The organism is Pseudomonas sp. BIGb0381, from assembly GCF_024809815.1.
GTDB lineage: Bacteria > Pseudomonadota > Gammaproteobacteria > Pseudomonadales > Pseudomonadaceae > Aquipseudomonas.
Genome location: NZ_JANUEN010000006.1, coordinates 217,360 through 231,637 on the forward strand (window position 1 = coordinate 217,360; position 14,278 = coordinate 231,637).

Sequence of the window (14,278 nt, forward strand, 5' to 3'; positions counted from 1 at the left end):
TGAAAAAGTCGGTTCTTCCAGCCTGCCGGAATATTGACCGCTGAAAACGCCTTTCTTGCGCGCTGCTACGCGAAATCCGAGCCCGGAATCCTCTGCTCAAAGTAAAGATTTCAATCTCAAGCGCATACTTTTCTGCCGTGGAAACCATAGCCGACTTTTTCAACAGAATCGGCCGAAAGCAGCCTGTCAATAATAGGAAAACTCCCTACACCCGCGTCCATCCGTCGCATCCCCCACCCTCCCCCTCCAGTCCCCACCCAACCTGCCGATAACCCTACTAACCGTATGCCTACCCCCTGCATCACCACTCGATCGAGTCCACCACATGAACCCACTCTCCCTTCTAAAAAAAGCCCGGGCCGATCGTCAAGGCACCGCCACGCTCACCAGCACTGCCAACGACCTGGACGCCTCACTCACTGCCCTGCGTATCACTCCCACCCTGATCACCGGCTTTATCTCGCCGCATCTGGACATCGACGCCATCGCGGCCAAGCTCAAACGCCGTTTCCCCCAGTCCACCATCAGCCTATGCACCACCTCCGGCGAGCTGTGCAACGCGCCCGGTTCGCTGTATTGCGCCACTGGCGAGCGCTGGGACCGGGTCGTGTTGCAGTTGTTCGACGACAGTCTGATCGCCTCGGCCGAGGTGGTGATGGTGCCGTTGGAGTGTGAGGACATTCGCGGTGGCGGCAAGCGGTTAGGGATGCAGGAGCGGATTGCCAAGTTGGTGGCCAATATCAAGCGGGTGCAGGTGCGTACGTCGATCGATCATCGCGATACGTTGGCGTATGTGGTGTTCGATGGGTTGTCGGCGTCGGAGTCGTTTTTTATGGAGGCGCTGTATGAGTCGGGGCGGTTTCCGTGTTTGTTTGTAGGGGGATCGGCCGGGGGTAAGTCGGATTTCCAGAAGACGCTGATTCATGACGGCCAGCGCAGTTATCAGAACCATGCGCAGATCGTGTTTCTGAAGACGGCGGCCCATGTGCGATTTGGGGTGTTCAAGAGCCAGAACTTTAAACCGGCGGATTTGACCTTCAGTGTGCTGACGGCGTCGGTGGAGGACCGCACGATTGACCAGGTGATCGACAGCAGCGGCAATATCAAGAGCATGGTGCAGGCGCTGTGTGATGCGTTCAGTTGCGCGCCCCAGGCGCTGGAGTCGAAGCTGGCGGACTATTCGTTTGCGATTCGGGTGGGCAGTGAGTTGTTTGTGCGGTCCATCGCGCGTATCGACTTCGAACAGCAGATCGTGCAGTTGTTTTGCGACGTGGCGCCGGGCGAGGAGTTGGTGATGGTGCGGCGTACGCCGCTGCGGGAGGCGACGCGCCTGGACTATGAGCAGTTCCTGCGCGGCAAGGGAGGCCAGCCGGTGGCGGGGATTTTGAATGACTGCATCTTGCGCCGGCTGAACAACAGCGCCGAGCTGGGCAGCATGGCCGGCATTTTTGGGGATGTGCCGTTGGCGGGGTTTTCGACCTTCGGGGAGATTTTGGGCTTGAACCTGAACCAGACGCTGACGGCGATTTTCTTCTTCCGGGTGGCCAAGGGCGCGAGTTTCAGTGACGAATACGTGGACAATTTCATCGCCCATTACGGCGAGTTCAAGGCATTTTTCCTACGGCGCCAGGTGAAGAAGTTGGCAGGGTTGAACCATGTGGTGGTCAAGCAGATTACCGCATACAAGAACAATGACTTCAGCAATACCCTGAATACCCGCGGCCTGGACCGCAATATCCTGCCAGTCTTCGAAGGCCTGGCCGACTTGGGCCTGGTGTTGGCCCATGCCCAGCGTCAGCATGAGGACATCGCGTCGCAGCTCAAGCATTACTCCGGTGAGTTGCACGCCTCGATGGATGAACTGGTGGGCACGATTGGCCAGCAGAACACGGTGTCTGCCCAGGCCGGGGCCACGGTGGAGGGGCTGTCGAGCCAGGCGGATGTCGCGGTGGAGGGCGCGCGCACGCTGGCGGGGTCGAGTTTGCGTATCCAGTCGATTGTGCAGGTGATCCAGCAGATCGCCGGGCAGACCAACTTGCTGGCGCTCAACGCCGCGATTGAAGCCGCGCGCGCGGGCGACCTGGGCCGGGGCTTTGCGGTGGTGGCCGACGAGGTGCGCAAGCTGGCGGAAATCACACGCAAGAATGCGGCGGAAATTGGTGTGGATATCGACTTGTTGTCGAGTGAGATCCAGCGGGTGGCCCAGCAGATTGAAGACCAGTCCACCGGGGTGGGAGCGCTGCGGGAGATGTTGGATGTGCTGGAGGCGTCGAGCCGTGCAACGGAGGGTACGGCGCAACGGACCAAGACCATTGCGGATACGTTGACGGGGTTGACCCATGGGTAGGCGTTAACGGCAGGTAAAAATGGCGCGGGGCTCATGGCACTGAACGGGGATTCAGTGCATGATGCGTCGCTCATATCAAGGACGATAACAACAGTGAAAAACGCCCTCGCCTCCCTGCTATTGCTGTGCCTGACGGCTCCCGCCGTCGCCGCCGAAAACCCGGTCGGTTTCAAGACCGTCACCCTGCCCGATGCGCAAAACAACCGACCACTCGAACTGGTCGTCTGGTACCCCGCTACCACCACCGCCAAAGCCACGCTGATCGCCGACAGCGCGGTGTTCATCGGTGCCCTCGCCGTGCCCGGCGCGCCGCCGGCTGCCGGTGAGCATCCGCTGGTGGTGCTCTCCCACGGTTATGGTGGTAACTGGGGCAAGCAGGTGTGGCTGGCCAGTGCGTTGGCGCATCAGGGCTACATCGTCGCGGCGGTCAACCACCCCGGCACCACCACAAAAGACCGTAACCCACAAACCGCCGCGCGGTTATGGCAACGTCCGGCCGACCTGAGCCGCGCGATTGACGCGGTGTTGGCCCAGCCGAAGCCATTTGGCGCGGTCGCGAATGGCCAGATTGCCGCCGTGGGCCATTCCCTTGGCGGCTGGACCGTGCTGGAAATCGCCGGGGCGCGCTTCGACCCCGATCTATTCAGCCGCGACTGCAGCGCCCACCCCAAGCTTGGCGGTTGCATGGGTTACCAGGAGATGAACCCCGCCGGCACGCCAGCCGGCAAGGCCCGGTTGGCCGCCGATTTAAGCGACAAACGCGTCACCGCCATCGTGTCCTTGGACCTGGGCCTGTCGCGCGGCTTCACCGACGCCAGCCTGGCTGCATTGCCGGTACCGGCGCTGGTGATTGCGGGGGGCGTGCCGTCGGAGGATATGGACCCGCAGTTGGAGTCCGCCGACATGGTCAAGCGGCTGCCTGAAGCAACGACGAAGTACGTGGAGATCGCCGATGCCACGCACTTCAGCTTTATGTCGATCTGCAAGCCGGGGGGCATGGCGCTGATTGAGGAGAGTTCGCCAGGCGACGGCATGATTTGCCGCGATGGCGAGGGGGCTCGGCCGAGGGCGGTGATTCAGCAGCAGGTGGTGGGGCTGATCAGTGAGTTTTTACACCGATCGTTTCGACAGTAAAGCCGCCGTCGACCTTAGAGCCCGTGGCGCGACACGCGCTGACTATTTATGGTGTCCACCTCTATCTGGGTCCCCTACATACTGTTCTCTAAAAGGGTCAAGGCAACGTTTGTACAACACCGACCGGTTGAGGCAGAAACGCCTGACCCCGTCAGCCTTTGACGCGGTAAGCATCGAGCGCCTGCCGGATGACCGGCATGCTGCCCGAAGCGATGCCGCTGAAATACGCAGCCCAACCCCGTCACATCGATAGCACTGATGATTACTATCGAACCGCTCGCCTATGGGGTGGCCAAGCCCGATTCCTATAATCGCCTCCCAGTTCTTCCCCTTCGCCTGGCCTCAGGCGACATCCCCCCTTGGAATCCAGCATCATGCCAAGCGCCCTCCAGGCCCCCAGCGGCCGTCCTGAACATAATCAACAAAGCGTGAAACAGCAGTGGCTGGCGATTCTCTCGGTCGCGGTGGGCGCTTTCGCCCTGGTGACCAGTGAGTTTCTGCCGGTGGGTGTGCTCAACGACGTCGCCGCCGACCTCGGTATCAGTGCTGGTCACGCCGGGCTGATGGTGACGCTGCCGGGCATCATGGCTGCCCTCGCCGCGCCGTTCCTGTCGGTGAGCATTGGTGCCATGGACCGTCGCTACCTGCTGATCGGCCTGACGTTGATCATGATCATCGCCAACTCAGTCGTAGCCTTTGCCAGTGACTTCAACCTGCTGCTGTTCGGCCGCGTATTGCTGGGCATCAGCATCGGCGGGTTCTGGGCTACGGCGATTGCCCTCAGTGGGCGCCTGGCGCCCAAGGGTGTGGACGTCGCGAAGGCCACTTCGATCATCATGATGGGCGTGACCCTGGCCACCGTGCTCGGCGTGCCGGTCGGCACCTGGCTCAGCGGCCTGATGGGCTGGCGCATGACGTTCCTGGTCACCGCACTGCTGGGTGTGCCAGTGCTGCTGGCGCAGGTGTTCCTGCTGCCTCGTCTCACCCCGGAGAAGGCCATTCGCATCAGTGACCTGCCGGCGTTGTTTATCAACCCACAGGCGCGAGTCGGGTTGATCGCGGTGCTGTTGATCGGCCTGGCGCACTTTGCGGCCTACACCTATGTCGCGCCCTTCTTCAAATACAGTTCCGGCTTCGACGGGCCGACGATTGGCTCGCTGCTGCTGCTCTTCGGCGTAGCCGGGGTGTTCGGTAATATCTTTGCCGGTTTCGCCGCCAACCGCAGCGTGCGTCACACCCTGTTGCTGGTGGCGCTGATGATCGGCACCAGCACCGCGCTGTTCCCTCACTTCGCCACGGGGATGACCGGCGCAGCGATGCTGATCGGGCTGTGGGGCTTCGCCTTCGGCGCCTTCCCGGCCTGTGCCAGTATCTGGATGTTTGTGGTGGCGCCCAAGGATGTCGAACGCGGCATGCCGCTGTTCGTCGCCTTGTTCCAGGTGATCATTGCCTTGGGTTCGTTCTTCGGCGGGCAGATCGTCGACCAACTGGGCAGCTCGGTTCTGTTGAGCCTGGCCACGGCACTGGTGGGCTGCGGTTTTGTTACAGTGCTGGTACTGGGGCGCAACATCAGTAATAGCCTCGCGGCCCAGCCTGGCTAAACCGAGGGACCATGAATACCGCCAACGCCGCTTCTTTCGCCTATCAGGTGGTGTACCGCTACCTTGTCGAGTTGATCGAGGCGAGCCCTTCGGCAGGCGAACGCCAACTGCCGTCCCTGCGCCAGTTGGCCCGGCGCCTGGGCGTGTCGGTGTCGACCACCAAGTACGCCTATGCGCTGCTGGAGGATGAGGGGCGTGTCCAGGCCAGGCCCAAGCGTGGCTATTTCACCCGGGCCGTGCCGGCGCCGCTGTTGAGCGAAGGTTCGCCTGATTTGCTCGACCAGGTGTTCGCCAACGCCCGCCAGCCGGGCATGCTGGCCCTGAGCAGCGACGCCCCGGCGATGCTGCTGTCATTGGAAAACCCGCTGTTGATGATGGAGCGCGAACTGGCCCGCCAGTATCCGCGCTCCCCGACGCCGCTGTACCTGCCGTTCGGCGAGCCCGAGCTGCGTGCGGCGCTGGCCGCGCGCTACACCCAATCCACCCACCACTATTGGCAGGCCGAACAGGTGTATATCGGCTCGGACCTGCACAGCGTGCTGGACCTGTCGCTCAGCGCCCTGGCGTTGCGTGGCACGCTGGCGCTGGTGGAGTCGCCGTGTTCGTGGGCGGTGCTGCGTCAGTTGCAGGCGGCGAATATCCGCGTGATTGAAATGCCCCTCGGCGCGGACGGGCGCTTCGACCTGCCCGCCTTCCAGGCACTACTCGAGCGGGAGCCGATCCGCCTGGCGGTGCTGTCATCCAGTGTGAACGTGCCCCAGGGCGGCGTGATGCCGGCGCAGGATAAACAGCAGATCTGCCGCTGGCTGGCAGAGCGGGACATCTGGCTGTTCGAAAACGACACCTACGGCGAGCTGTGTTTCGAGCCGCCCGCCGCCCGCTATCGCGACGTTGCCGACCCGCAGAAACTGCTGGTGTTCTCGACCTTCGACAAGGTGATCGGCGCGGAGGCGCCCTACGCTTATGTGCTGTGTCGCGGGCAAGGGCCGCAGTTGCAGCGGGTGTTCCTGGAGCGTGGGTTTCGCCTGTCGCCGACCCGCCAGAAAGCGATCGCCAAGCTGTTCACCTCCGGGCGCATCGACCAGCACCTGCTGATGCTGCGCGCGGCCTTGCGGGAACGGATGACGCGCATGAAAGCCCTGCTGGAAACGCACGGCGAGTGGGACGTGGTCGAACCCCATGGCGGCGCGAGTTTCTGGCTGGAGGCCAGGCGCCCGGTCGACATGGGACAGATGTTCGAACGCCTGCTGGCCCAGCGCGTCGTGATCGCTCCGGGGCAGTTGTTCAGCCCGCACGGCAGCTGGGCGCAGCATGTGCGCCTGAGCTACACCCTCGACTGGAGCAAGGATATCGCCCAGGCCGTGCAACTGTTGGCCCAGGCGATCCGTCAAAGCCCGTAGCAGTGCCGCGCTTCGGGGAAGCGGCCGTGACGCACGTCGTCGGCAAACCGCTCGCACGCGTCGCGGATCACCGCGCCGACATCGGCGTACTGTTTGACGAAACGCGGCAGGTACTCGCCACCCAGGCCCAACAGGTCTTCGGTGACCAGCACCTGGCCGTCGCAGGCCGGTGAGGCGCCGATGCCGATGGTGGGCCTGTCCGAGTTCTGGGTAATCTGCCGCGCCACGCCTTCGGCCACCCCTTCCAGCAGCAGGCTGAAAGCGCCCGCCTCCAGGTTGGCGCGGGCGTCTTCGGTAATCACGGCGCCGGTTTCAGCCGTGAGGCCCTGGGCCTTGAACCCACCCATCACGTTGACGAACTGCGGCATCAGCCCCACGTGCGCCATTACCGGAATACCACGCGCCACCAGGAACGCCACGGTGCCCGCCAGCGCCTGGTTGACTTCCAGCTTGACCGCATCGCAGCCGGTGCGCGCCAACACCTGGGCGCAATTGCGGAACGCCTGTTCATGGGATTCCTGATAGCTGCCAAATGGCATGTCGGCAATCACACAGGCCAGGCGCGTGCTGTCGACCACGGCGCGGGTGTGGCCGATGATTTCTTCGAGCTGCATGCTCAAGGTCGACGGCCGGCCATAGCCGACCATGGCCGTGGAGTCACCGACCAGAATGAAGTCCACCAGCGGATCGATCAGCTTGGCGATGGAACTGGTGTACGCCGTGAGGGAGACGATTTTCTGCTGGCCTTTCATGGCGACCAGTTGAGGCACGGTCATGCGTTTGGTACGGGTGTGGAGGCTCATGGTGTCTTCCCTATAGCGTTCGATACTCGGGGGTTGCGGGGCCCGAGTATTGGCGAAAGACACGGCGATTCAATGCACAGATCGGCGCTAAAAAGCGACCCAGGCAGCAGTCGCGGTTTTTTAAGCTGGTATCATCCGCGCACGTACACGCCAGGTAACAACCCATGAATCGCCAGAAAAAACTGCAACAGCTGTTCAAGGCCAAAGCCAAAAAGGCCAGCGCCAAATTGGCACCGAAATCCAAGGATAAGTACATCAGCAAGGCCGAGCGGGAAAAGCTGGCGACTGAGGCCGCTCAGGCGCCAGACATTTCCCCTGAGGATTAACTCAGCAACCGCTCAGCGCTTCGGGCCGGCGCTCACCGGCGAAGAAGAACGGCCGCAGGCGCACACCCACGCCGTTGCCGATAAACGCCGCCACCAGCCACACCCAGCCATGCAGGCTGCCCGAGGCGATGCCGCTGAAGTACGCGCCGATGTTGCAGCCGTAGGCCAGGCGCGAGCCGTAGCCGAGCAGCAGGCCGCCGATCACTGCCGCCACCAGCGAACGCGCCGGGATCTTCAGGCTGGGGGCAAAACGCCCGGCCAGGCCGGCGGCCAACAGCGCACCGAGGACGATGCCGATGTCCATGACGCTGGTGATGTCTTCCCACACCGGCGCAGCCAGGGCCTTGGCGTTGCCCGGCATTTGCCAGAACGCCCAACTGGCCACGTCCACACCCAACCCGCTTGCCACCTTGGCGCCCCACAGCGCGAACGCCGAGGTAATCCCCCACGGCCGCCCGGCCAACGCCAGCGTGGCGTAGTTGAGCAGCGCCAGGCCAATCGCGCCCCACACCAAGGGCCATGGCCCGCGCAGGAAGCGGCGCAAGCCTTTATGTTCGCTGGTCACGCCTTCCTCAAGCTGGCCGTGGCGGCGCTTTTCCAGGCGCACGGTGACGGCCGCGATGAGCGCAAACATGGCCAGGCTGGCGAGCAACGCCGGCACCACGCCAAAGCTCTTGACGATGGACACCGCCGGGAATGCCGGCAACGCAAACCACCAGTCCACATGGTGGGTGGCGATCAGCGAACCGCAGATAAAGAACAACAAGGTCACCAGCATGCGCGCATTACCGCCGCCCACCGTGAACAACGTGCCCGAGGCACACCCGCCACCCAACTGCATGCCGATGCCGAAAATAAACGCACCGAACACCACCGACACCCCGGCCGGCGCCACCAGCCCGACCACCGGTTGCCCGAACAACGTGCCCGCCCCCAGCGCCGGGAAAAACAGCAGCACCGCCAGCGCGAGCATTACCATCTGCGCCCGCAAGCCAGCGCCCCGGCGATCATTGATGAACACGCGCCAGGCGGAGGTAAAGCCGAAGGCGGCGTGGTAAAGGGTCAAGCCCAGTGCAGCGCCGACCACCAGCAACAGCACCTGGCGCGAACCGACGCTGCTTTGCAGGAACAGGGCGCCCAGCACCAGGATGATAAAGGCCACCAACGGCGCGACAGGCTTGCGCGCGGGGGTGAAAGGGAGAGAGGTGCTCATGGGGTATCTCGGTTTGTTTGAAGGGGGGATTGCGAACGGGCGAGTATAGCCTGTGGGAGTTGTCGGGCTTAAGTGAGGCTGCGATAGCGGTGTGTCAGGCAACATATAGGTTGGCACTGCCGCCGTCATCGCAGCCTCGCCAGGGTTCGACAACGCCCACATTGGCCGTCACTGTGGCTGAGCACTGCGCCGGCCGCGCCATGTCAGTCATCGTCCCCCTGGCAACGACCACAACCTGGAATCAGCCTATGTGCATATACTCGCGGGCAGGGTGCGCCCCTTTACCCCATCTCCAGGTGACCTCTTGGCTAAAGACATCGAAAACCCATGCGTCTCCACTTGCCAGCTCAGCGGCGACCTGTGCGTCAGCTGTGGGCGCAGCAAGGACGAGATCCGCAAGTGGAAACGCATGAAACGCCCCGAGAAAATGGCCGCCGTGCAACGCGCGACCCAACGCTTGAAAGCGTTGAAAAAAACCAAGTAAGCCGCTTGATCAGGAGCGCCCAACCGACCCTGACACCGGAAGATTGCCCAGCAATTTGAGCCCGGTGCTTTTCACGAAGGTGGCGTAGTCCATCGGCTTCTGGATGCGCGTTTCGGCGTTGGGCAGCACGTAGGCCCAGGCGCGCTGGCTGGAGGCGTCGTACACCAGCTTGAACAGGCGCGTCGGCACCCAGACCTTGTTGTCGCCGATGGTGCTGTAGCCTGGGTCGAACAGCGGCCCGGTGAACACATACACGTCACCGCCCGCGCGCACCGCGAACTTGCGTACGTCGGCCTCGACCTTGCTCCAGATCTTGCGGTTGTTGGTGGGGTCTTGGGGCACCATGTTCGACAGCGCAAAGGACTGGGCCATGGCCCGGGCATTGGGTGCGTCGGCGGCCGGGGCCTGGTGGCCACGGTCCATGGCCGGGTGCTGGCTGCGGTAGTCGCTCAGCTCCGCGCGGCCGCTTTTGGGAATGCGTGGGTCGGCGTAGAACTGGTTGGTGCGCTCCTCGCCTTTGGCATTTTTCAACTGCGCGGTGTTCAGGCGTTCGACCACCACCAGCGGGGTCTTGCTGGTTTGTGAGTAAAGCACCGCAAACGTCTCGGAACACAGCGCCAGCGGCTTCATCGACGCCGGGACGGTGGCCGTCTTGATCGGGGCAGCGCCAGGGAAGAGATCGGCGCAGCCATCGAATGAGGCACGTTGCTCGGTGGGGGTGTAAGGGTTGGCCAGACTGCGGGCGTCTACAGCGCTGGAAAACAAAACAAGGGCCGACAGCCCGACTGCGATAGTGCGTAGGTACATGCTTTAAATCTTATGGTGAGGGTAACGGATGAGCGCGAATGTTCGTGCGGGGCTTATGGACCCTGATTCGTGTGTTTGGTGCCGCGTGCCTCACGGATAAGGTTGAACCTCTCCTACACCCAGGGGCTCAGAACACTACATCCTCGGGAGAAACCTATGACCCAGACCGCACTCGTCGTGGGCGCCAGCGGCATCGTTGGCAGCGCCATCACCCAGTTACTGCTCGAACACCAGTGGCACGTTGCAGCCCTGTCCCGTCAGCCCTCGCAGGTGCCAGGCGTGATTCCGGTCGCCGCCGACTTGCAGGACCCGGCATCGCTGCAACAGGCCCTGGCCGATTTGAAACCCACCCATGTGTTCATCACCACCTGGTCGCGCCAGGCCACCGAAGCCGAGAACATACGCGTCAACGCCGCCATGGTGCGCAACGTGCTGGACTCCGTGCGCCCCGCCGGGAGCGTGCAGCATGTGGCGCTGGTCACCGGCTTGAAGCACTACCTCGGGCCGTTCGAAAACTATGGCAAGGGCAGCCTGCCGCACACCCCGTTCCGCGAAGAGCAAGGCCGCCTGGATGTGGAAAACTTCTACTACGCCCAGGAAGACGAAGTGTTCGCCGCCGCAAAAAAGGACGGCTTCACCTGGAGCGTGCATCGCCCGCACACCGTCACCGGCGTGGCGGTGGGCAATGCGATGAACATGGCGACCACCCTCGCCGTCTACGCCAGTGTCTGCAAACACACAGGTCGCGCGTTTGTATTCCCAGGCTCCCGCGTGCAATGGGACAGCCTCACGGACATGACCGATGCGCGGCAGTTGGCCCAGCAACAGTTATGGGCGGCCACCACGCCCGCTGCCGCCAACCAGGCCTTCAACGTCACCAATGGCGATGTGTTCCGCTGGAAGTGGATGTGGGGCCGGATTGCCGATTACTTCGGCGTGGCAGCGGCCGACTTCCCGGCCTCGCCCTCGCCGCTTGAGACGCAAATGGCCAATGACCAGGCCGCCTGGCGCCAGATCGCTGCGAAACATGAACTGAAGGAGGCCGAGATGGATCGGCTGGTGTCGCCGTGGCACACCGACGCCGACCTGGGCCGGCCCATCGAGGTGGTCACGGACATGTCCAAGAGCCGGAAGATGGGCTTTACCGCTTACCAGGCCAGCGATCAGGCGTTCTTCGAGGTGTTCGACCAACTGCGCGCAGCGCGTTTGATCCCTTAATCCATCAGGGGCAGCGTCACCACAAATTCGCTGCCCTTGCCATGCCCCTCGCTCATACCCGTCACGCTGCCGCCGTGTGCCTCGACCAGTTCACGCACCACCGTCAAGCCGATGCCCAGGCCGGCGCCGTTGAAACCGACGGCGTGAACATCCTGCACATAAGGGTCGAAAATAAACGGCAGGGCCTGGGCGGTGACGCCGATGCCGTTGTCGCTGATGCTTATCCTCAGCATCCCGGCCTGCGCGGTACAGAACACCTTGATGCGCCCGCCGATGGGCGTGTACTTGGCCGCGTTGGCCAGCAGGTTATGCAGAATCTGCGCGAGCCGCCCAGGGTCGCCGTTGATGCTCAAACTGGCGTCGGGAAGCTCGACATCCAATTGCTGCTGACGCTTGACCATCACAGGGCTGCAGGCGTCGATCGCGGCGTTGAGGATGCGCAGCATATCCACCTGACGGCGGTTGATACGCAACTTGCCGGTGCTGGCGCGGGACACATCCAGCAGGTCATCGACCAGTTGGGAAATATGCTGGACCTGCCCCTCGATCAGCTCACGCATGCGCGGCAACTGGTCGCTCGGCAACCTGACCATACGCTCGGCGATCAGGCTGATCGGCGTCAGCGGGTTGCGCAGCTCATGGGCGACCATGGCGAGAATGTTTTTCTGCTGGCCCAACGCTCGCTCGGCTGTTGCCTGCAGGTCCTGGGCGCTGAGCGCCGCGATCACCAGTTGCGCGTTGGCCTCACGCAGTTCCTGGTAGAGGTGCTGCTCCTCCTGAGGAGGTCCCGCGACGGCGTCCGATTGCGCCAGCAGTATCGCCAGCACCAACTGCTGGTTGGCCTCGATCAGTTGCTCGACGTGCTGGGAGTCCACCAGGCGGCTGCTGGCGTCACTCAGTTGTTGCTGTAATGCCGCCAGTACCGCGCGGGCCTCAACCGTTTTCTGGCCGAGCAGGAAGAGTTCATGAGCGGCACTGGCCACTTCACGCTCGTCCTGTCCTTCGCCTTTACTCATGGCTCAGCTCAACCATTTTCGTCTCCCGCGCCCTGCGCGTGCGGATGCAATGCGGTTGGCCGCCCGCCGAGCAACCCTTCCTGGTCCGCAAGCCTTTCACCGATCTGCAGGCCATCGTCATTGATGTGGTATTGGCGCAGCTCATCGGAGTGCGCGCTGGCACGCACCTTGACCACGGCCATGATCCTCAGCAAGCGGCTGCGCACCTCAATGTAGCGCTGCACAATGATCGCATCGGTAAGGAACGCGGTGCCGTAAGGGCTGAAACGCAGGTCGGTGTAGCGGTCTTCAAGCTCCGAGGTCATCAATACGCTGACCCCGGCACTGGTCAGCGCCGTGACCATGCGCGACAGCGACTCACGGAAGTCCGCGCGAAAGGTCGGCGCCAGGGCCAGCTCGAAGCCCGACAGCGAATCGATGACCACGCGCGTGGCGTTCAGGCGGCGAACCTCGCTGAGCAGCAGGTGGACGATTTCATCAATGGACAAGTCAGGTGCGCGGCTGTCTACCAGACCGACTTGCCCACTGTGAATCAGGTTGGCCAGGGTGGCGTTCTGTGAGTGGTTAGGGCGCTGCTCGAACACTGCGATAACGCCGGTTTCACCCTGGCGCGCGCCTTCAGCGAGGAAGGTCGCCGCCAGGATGCTTTTGCCCGACCCCGAGGGCCCGGCCACCAGCAGCGAGTAGCCCCTGGGCAGCCCGCCACCGAGCATCTCGTCCAGGCGTGGCACGCCCATTTTCAGGCGTTGGATAGGCCGCGCCATCGGCGCCTCGACCGGGTTGAACGCGGCAGGCGCGAACACCTTGATGCCCGAGCTGGCGATACGAAAGGTGTGCAGCCCCGGCAATGTCGGCTGACCGCGCATCTTCATGATTTCCATCTTGCGCACCATCGAATTGCGCTCGACGCTCTGGCGCAGCCAGATCAAGCCATCGGCCACGGTGAAGATAGGGTTGGTGTCGGTTTCGGTGAAGTACTCACCGATCAGGAAGGTCGTCGCCTGCCACGTCGTCATCAACATGCCCAGTTGCTGGACGAACTGCGGCAAGTTGTTGTTGGGATTGTGCTGCGTCTGGCTGGCCAGCACCACCGAGCGGAAGGAGTCGACAAACACCAGCGACGGCGAATGCGCCTCCACCTCGCTGACAATGCGCCGCAGCACTTCGTCCAGGTTGCCGGCCAGTGTGTCGTCGGCCAGGTTGATATAGCGGATCGACTGGTTGATCATCTCGCTGTCGAAAAAATCGAACTGCTGCTGATAACGCAGCATCTTCAGCGGCGGCTCGCCCAGTACGGTGAAAAACAGCGCAGGCCGCTCCGGCGTCGCAAGGGCAAACATCATTTGATGCGCCAGCGTGGTCTTGCCGCAGCCAGGCGGGCCCGCGATCAGGTTGAACGAAAACTCCGGCAATCCTCCGCCCAGCACCTCGTCCAGTCCTGGCACGCCGGTGGCCAGGCGGTTGATAGTTACTTTGGTGCTCATGGCGATTGTTCCTGGGAAGGGGTGTCGCTCAAGGAGGGCTCCCACACGTCGCGCAGCAAACGGGCGGTCAGCGAAGGCCCGATCAGCGTGGTCAGCAACGTGTAGAAAGTGGTCAGCAGTACTTCACCGAAGAACAGCGCATCGGCTTCAGTCTGCTCGATCAATAGGGCTTTGAGATCGCTCAGGTCGGGCGCCGCCTGCACGCGGTCGTAGGTGGCGGACAGGCGCGAATGGGTCTGGACGCTCAAGCGCAGGCTGCGACGCAGCAGCGCCACAGCACCTTGCTGCCCGATAATGGGCGTGAGTACTGCGTCGATATCCTGCAGGATCGAAACAATCGCCTCAGCGATGCTTGCAGGGTCAGCGGTAGGGCCAACACGGTGCGCCAGAGAAGCTACGATCTGGCGGCTCTCTTCGCTTAGCGTGGACATGACGGGCTTATATC

General features: G+C 62.9%; 14 protein-coding genes. 8 read left to right on the top strand and 6 right to left on the bottom strand.

All coding sequences use genetic code 11. The features are described 5' to 3' along the window. The first annotated feature begins 325 nt into the window (after positions 1-325). From M2397_RS30310 to M2397_RS18155, 5 genes are all read left to right on the top strand, one after another. Positions 326-2,347: a methyl-accepting chemotaxis protein gene (locus M2397_RS30310; protein WP_145336405.1), complete on the top strand. Its 2,022-nt coding sequence runs from the start codon at positions 326-328 to the stop codon at positions 2,345-2,347. Positions 2,348-2,440: 93 nt separating this feature from the next. After that, positions 2,441-3,481, top strand: coding sequence for an alpha/beta fold hydrolase (locus M2397_RS18140; RefSeq protein ID WP_259244188.1), 1,041 nt, complete (start codon positions 2,441-2,443; stop codon positions 3,479-3,481). A 48-nt stretch (positions 3,482-3,529) separates the two neighbouring features. After that, a complete protein-coding gene (locus M2397_RS18145; protein ID WP_184743239.1) occupies positions 3,530-3,643 on the top strand; it encodes a DUF2569 family protein in 114 nt (37 codons plus the stop codon). 212 nt (positions 3,644-3,855) lie between these two features. Further along, a complete protein-coding gene (locus tag M2397_RS18150) occupies positions 3,856-5,082 on the top strand; it encodes an MFS transporter (RefSeq protein WP_259244191.1) in 1,227 nt (408 codons plus the stop codon). Positions 5,083-5,093: 11 nt separating this feature from the next. Further along, positions 5,094-6,482 carry a PLP-dependent aminotransferase family protein gene (locus M2397_RS18155; RefSeq protein ID WP_259244192.1) on the top strand — a complete coding sequence of 463 codons (1,389 nt, stop codon included), beginning with the start codon at positions 5,094-5,096 and terminating at the stop codon, positions 6,480-6,482. Here M2397_RS18155 and panB read toward each other — a convergent pair. Further along, the gene (gene panB, locus M2397_RS18160) at positions 6,470-7,285 is read right to left on the bottom strand and encodes a 3-methyl-2-oxobutanoate hydroxymethyltransferase (protein ID WP_259244193.1); all 816 of its coding nucleotides are present in this window, start codon (positions 7,283-7,285) and stop codon (positions 6,470-6,472) included. The two genes, M2397_RS18155 and panB, sit on opposite strands and share 13 nt — an antisense overlap. Before the next feature lie 164 nt (positions 7,286-7,449). Between panB and M2397_RS18165 the strand changes: the two genes are divergently transcribed. Further along, on the top strand, positions 7,450-7,611 hold the full coding sequence (locus M2397_RS18165; RefSeq protein WP_082340928.1) for a DUF2986 domain-containing protein: 162 nt from the start codon (positions 7,450-7,452) through the stop codon (positions 7,609-7,611). 1 nt (position 7,612) lies between these two features. Here the strand turns inward: M2397_RS18165 and M2397_RS18170 are convergent, their stop codons facing one another. Further along, the gene (locus M2397_RS18170) at positions 7,613-8,824 is read right to left on the bottom strand and encodes a YeeE/YedE family protein (protein WP_145336413.1); all 1,212 of its coding nucleotides are present in this window, start codon (positions 8,822-8,824) and stop codon (positions 7,613-7,615) included. Positions 8,825-9,128: 304 nt separating this feature from the next. Between M2397_RS18170 and M2397_RS18175 the strand changes: the two genes are divergently transcribed. Beyond that, the gene (locus M2397_RS18175; RefSeq protein ID WP_131699836.1) at positions 9,129-9,308 is read left to right on the top strand and encodes a DUF1289 domain-containing protein; all 180 of its coding nucleotides are present in this window, start codon (positions 9,129-9,131) and stop codon (positions 9,306-9,308) included. Between the two features lie 9 nt (positions 9,309-9,317). On the opposite strand, the gene M2397_RS18180 is transcribed toward M2397_RS18175, so the two are convergent. Beyond that, complete coding sequence (locus M2397_RS18180; RefSeq protein ID WP_131699837.1) at positions 9,318-10,115, bottom strand: DNA/RNA non-specific endonuclease; 798 nt, start codon at positions 10,113-10,115, stop codon at positions 9,318-9,320. A 156-nt stretch (positions 10,116-10,271) separates the two neighbouring features. On the opposite strand from M2397_RS18180, the gene M2397_RS18185 reads away from it, so the two are divergent. Then, on the top strand, positions 10,272-11,333 hold the full coding sequence (locus M2397_RS18185) for an SDR family oxidoreductase (RefSeq protein ID WP_259244194.1): 1,062 nt from the start codon (positions 10,272-10,274) through the stop codon (positions 11,331-11,333). On the opposite strand, the gene M2397_RS18190 is transcribed toward M2397_RS18185, so the two are convergent. The 3 genes from M2397_RS18190 to M2397_RS18200 are packed head-to-tail and all read right to left on the bottom strand — an operon-like array spanning position 11,330 to position 14,264. Further along, on the bottom strand, positions 11,330-12,349 hold the full coding sequence (locus tag M2397_RS18190) for a sensor histidine kinase KdpD (protein ID WP_145336418.1): 1,020 nt from the start codon (positions 12,347-12,349) through the stop codon (positions 11,330-11,332). The genes M2397_RS18185 and M2397_RS18190 overlap by 4 nt on opposite strands. An 8-nt stretch (positions 12,350-12,357) precedes the next feature. After that, the gene (locus tag M2397_RS18195) at positions 12,358-13,833 is read right to left on the bottom strand and encodes an ATPase domain-containing protein (RefSeq protein ID WP_259244195.1); all 1,476 of its coding nucleotides are present in this window, start codon (positions 13,831-13,833) and stop codon (positions 12,358-12,360) included. Continuing rightward, positions 13,830-14,264 carry a hypothetical protein gene (locus M2397_RS18200; protein WP_131699841.1) on the bottom strand — a complete coding sequence of 145 codons (435 nt, stop codon included), beginning with the start codon at positions 14,262-14,264 and terminating at the stop codon, positions 13,830-13,832. The genes M2397_RS18195 and M2397_RS18200 overlap by 4 nt, the downstream gene beginning before the upstream one ends. Positions 14,265-14,278 lie beyond the last annotated feature (14 nt).

Coding starts and splice junctions, on each gene's coding strand:
- M2397_RS18185 (WP_259244194.1), top strand. CDS start 10,272: ATGACCCAGACCGCACTCGTCGTGGGCGCCAGCGGCATCGTTGGCAGC.
- M2397_RS18200 (WP_131699841.1), bottom strand. CDS start 14,264: ATGTCCACGCTAAGCGAAGAGAGCCGCCAGATCGTAGCTTCTCTGGCG.
- M2397_RS18150 (WP_259244191.1), top strand. CDS start 3,856: ATGCCAAGCGCCCTCCAGGCCCCCAGCGGCCGTCCTGAACATAATCAA.
- M2397_RS18195 (WP_259244195.1), bottom strand. CDS start 13,833: ATGAGCACCAAAGTAACTATCAACCGCCTGGCCACCGGCGTGCCAGGA.
- M2397_RS18180 (WP_131699837.1), bottom strand. CDS start 10,115: ATGTACCTACGCACTATCGCAGTCGGGCTGTCGGCCCTTGTTTTGTTT.
- M2397_RS18190 (WP_145336418.1), bottom strand. CDS start 12,349: ATGAGTAAAGGCGAAGGACAGGACGAGCGTGAAGTGGCCAGTGCCGCT.
- M2397_RS18155 (WP_259244192.1), top strand. CDS start 5,094: ATGAATACCGCCAACGCCGCTTCTTTCGCCTATCAGGTGGTGTACCGC.
- M2397_RS18165 (WP_082340928.1), top strand. CDS start 7,450: ATGAATCGCCAGAAAAAACTGCAACAGCTGTTCAAGGCCAAAGCCAAA.
- panB (WP_259244193.1), bottom strand. CDS start 7,285: ATGAGCCTCCACACCCGTACCAAACGCATGACCGTGCCTCAACTGGTC.
- M2397_RS18145 (WP_184743239.1), top strand. CDS start 3,530: ATGGTGTCCACCTCTATCTGGGTCCCCTACATACTGTTCTCTAAAAGG.
- M2397_RS30310 (WP_145336405.1), top strand. CDS start 326: ATGAACCCACTCTCCCTTCTAAAAAAAGCCCGGGCCGATCGTCAAGGC.
- M2397_RS18170 (WP_145336413.1), bottom strand. CDS start 8,824: ATGAGCACCTCTCTCCCTTTCACCCCCGCGCGCAAGCCTGTCGCGCCG.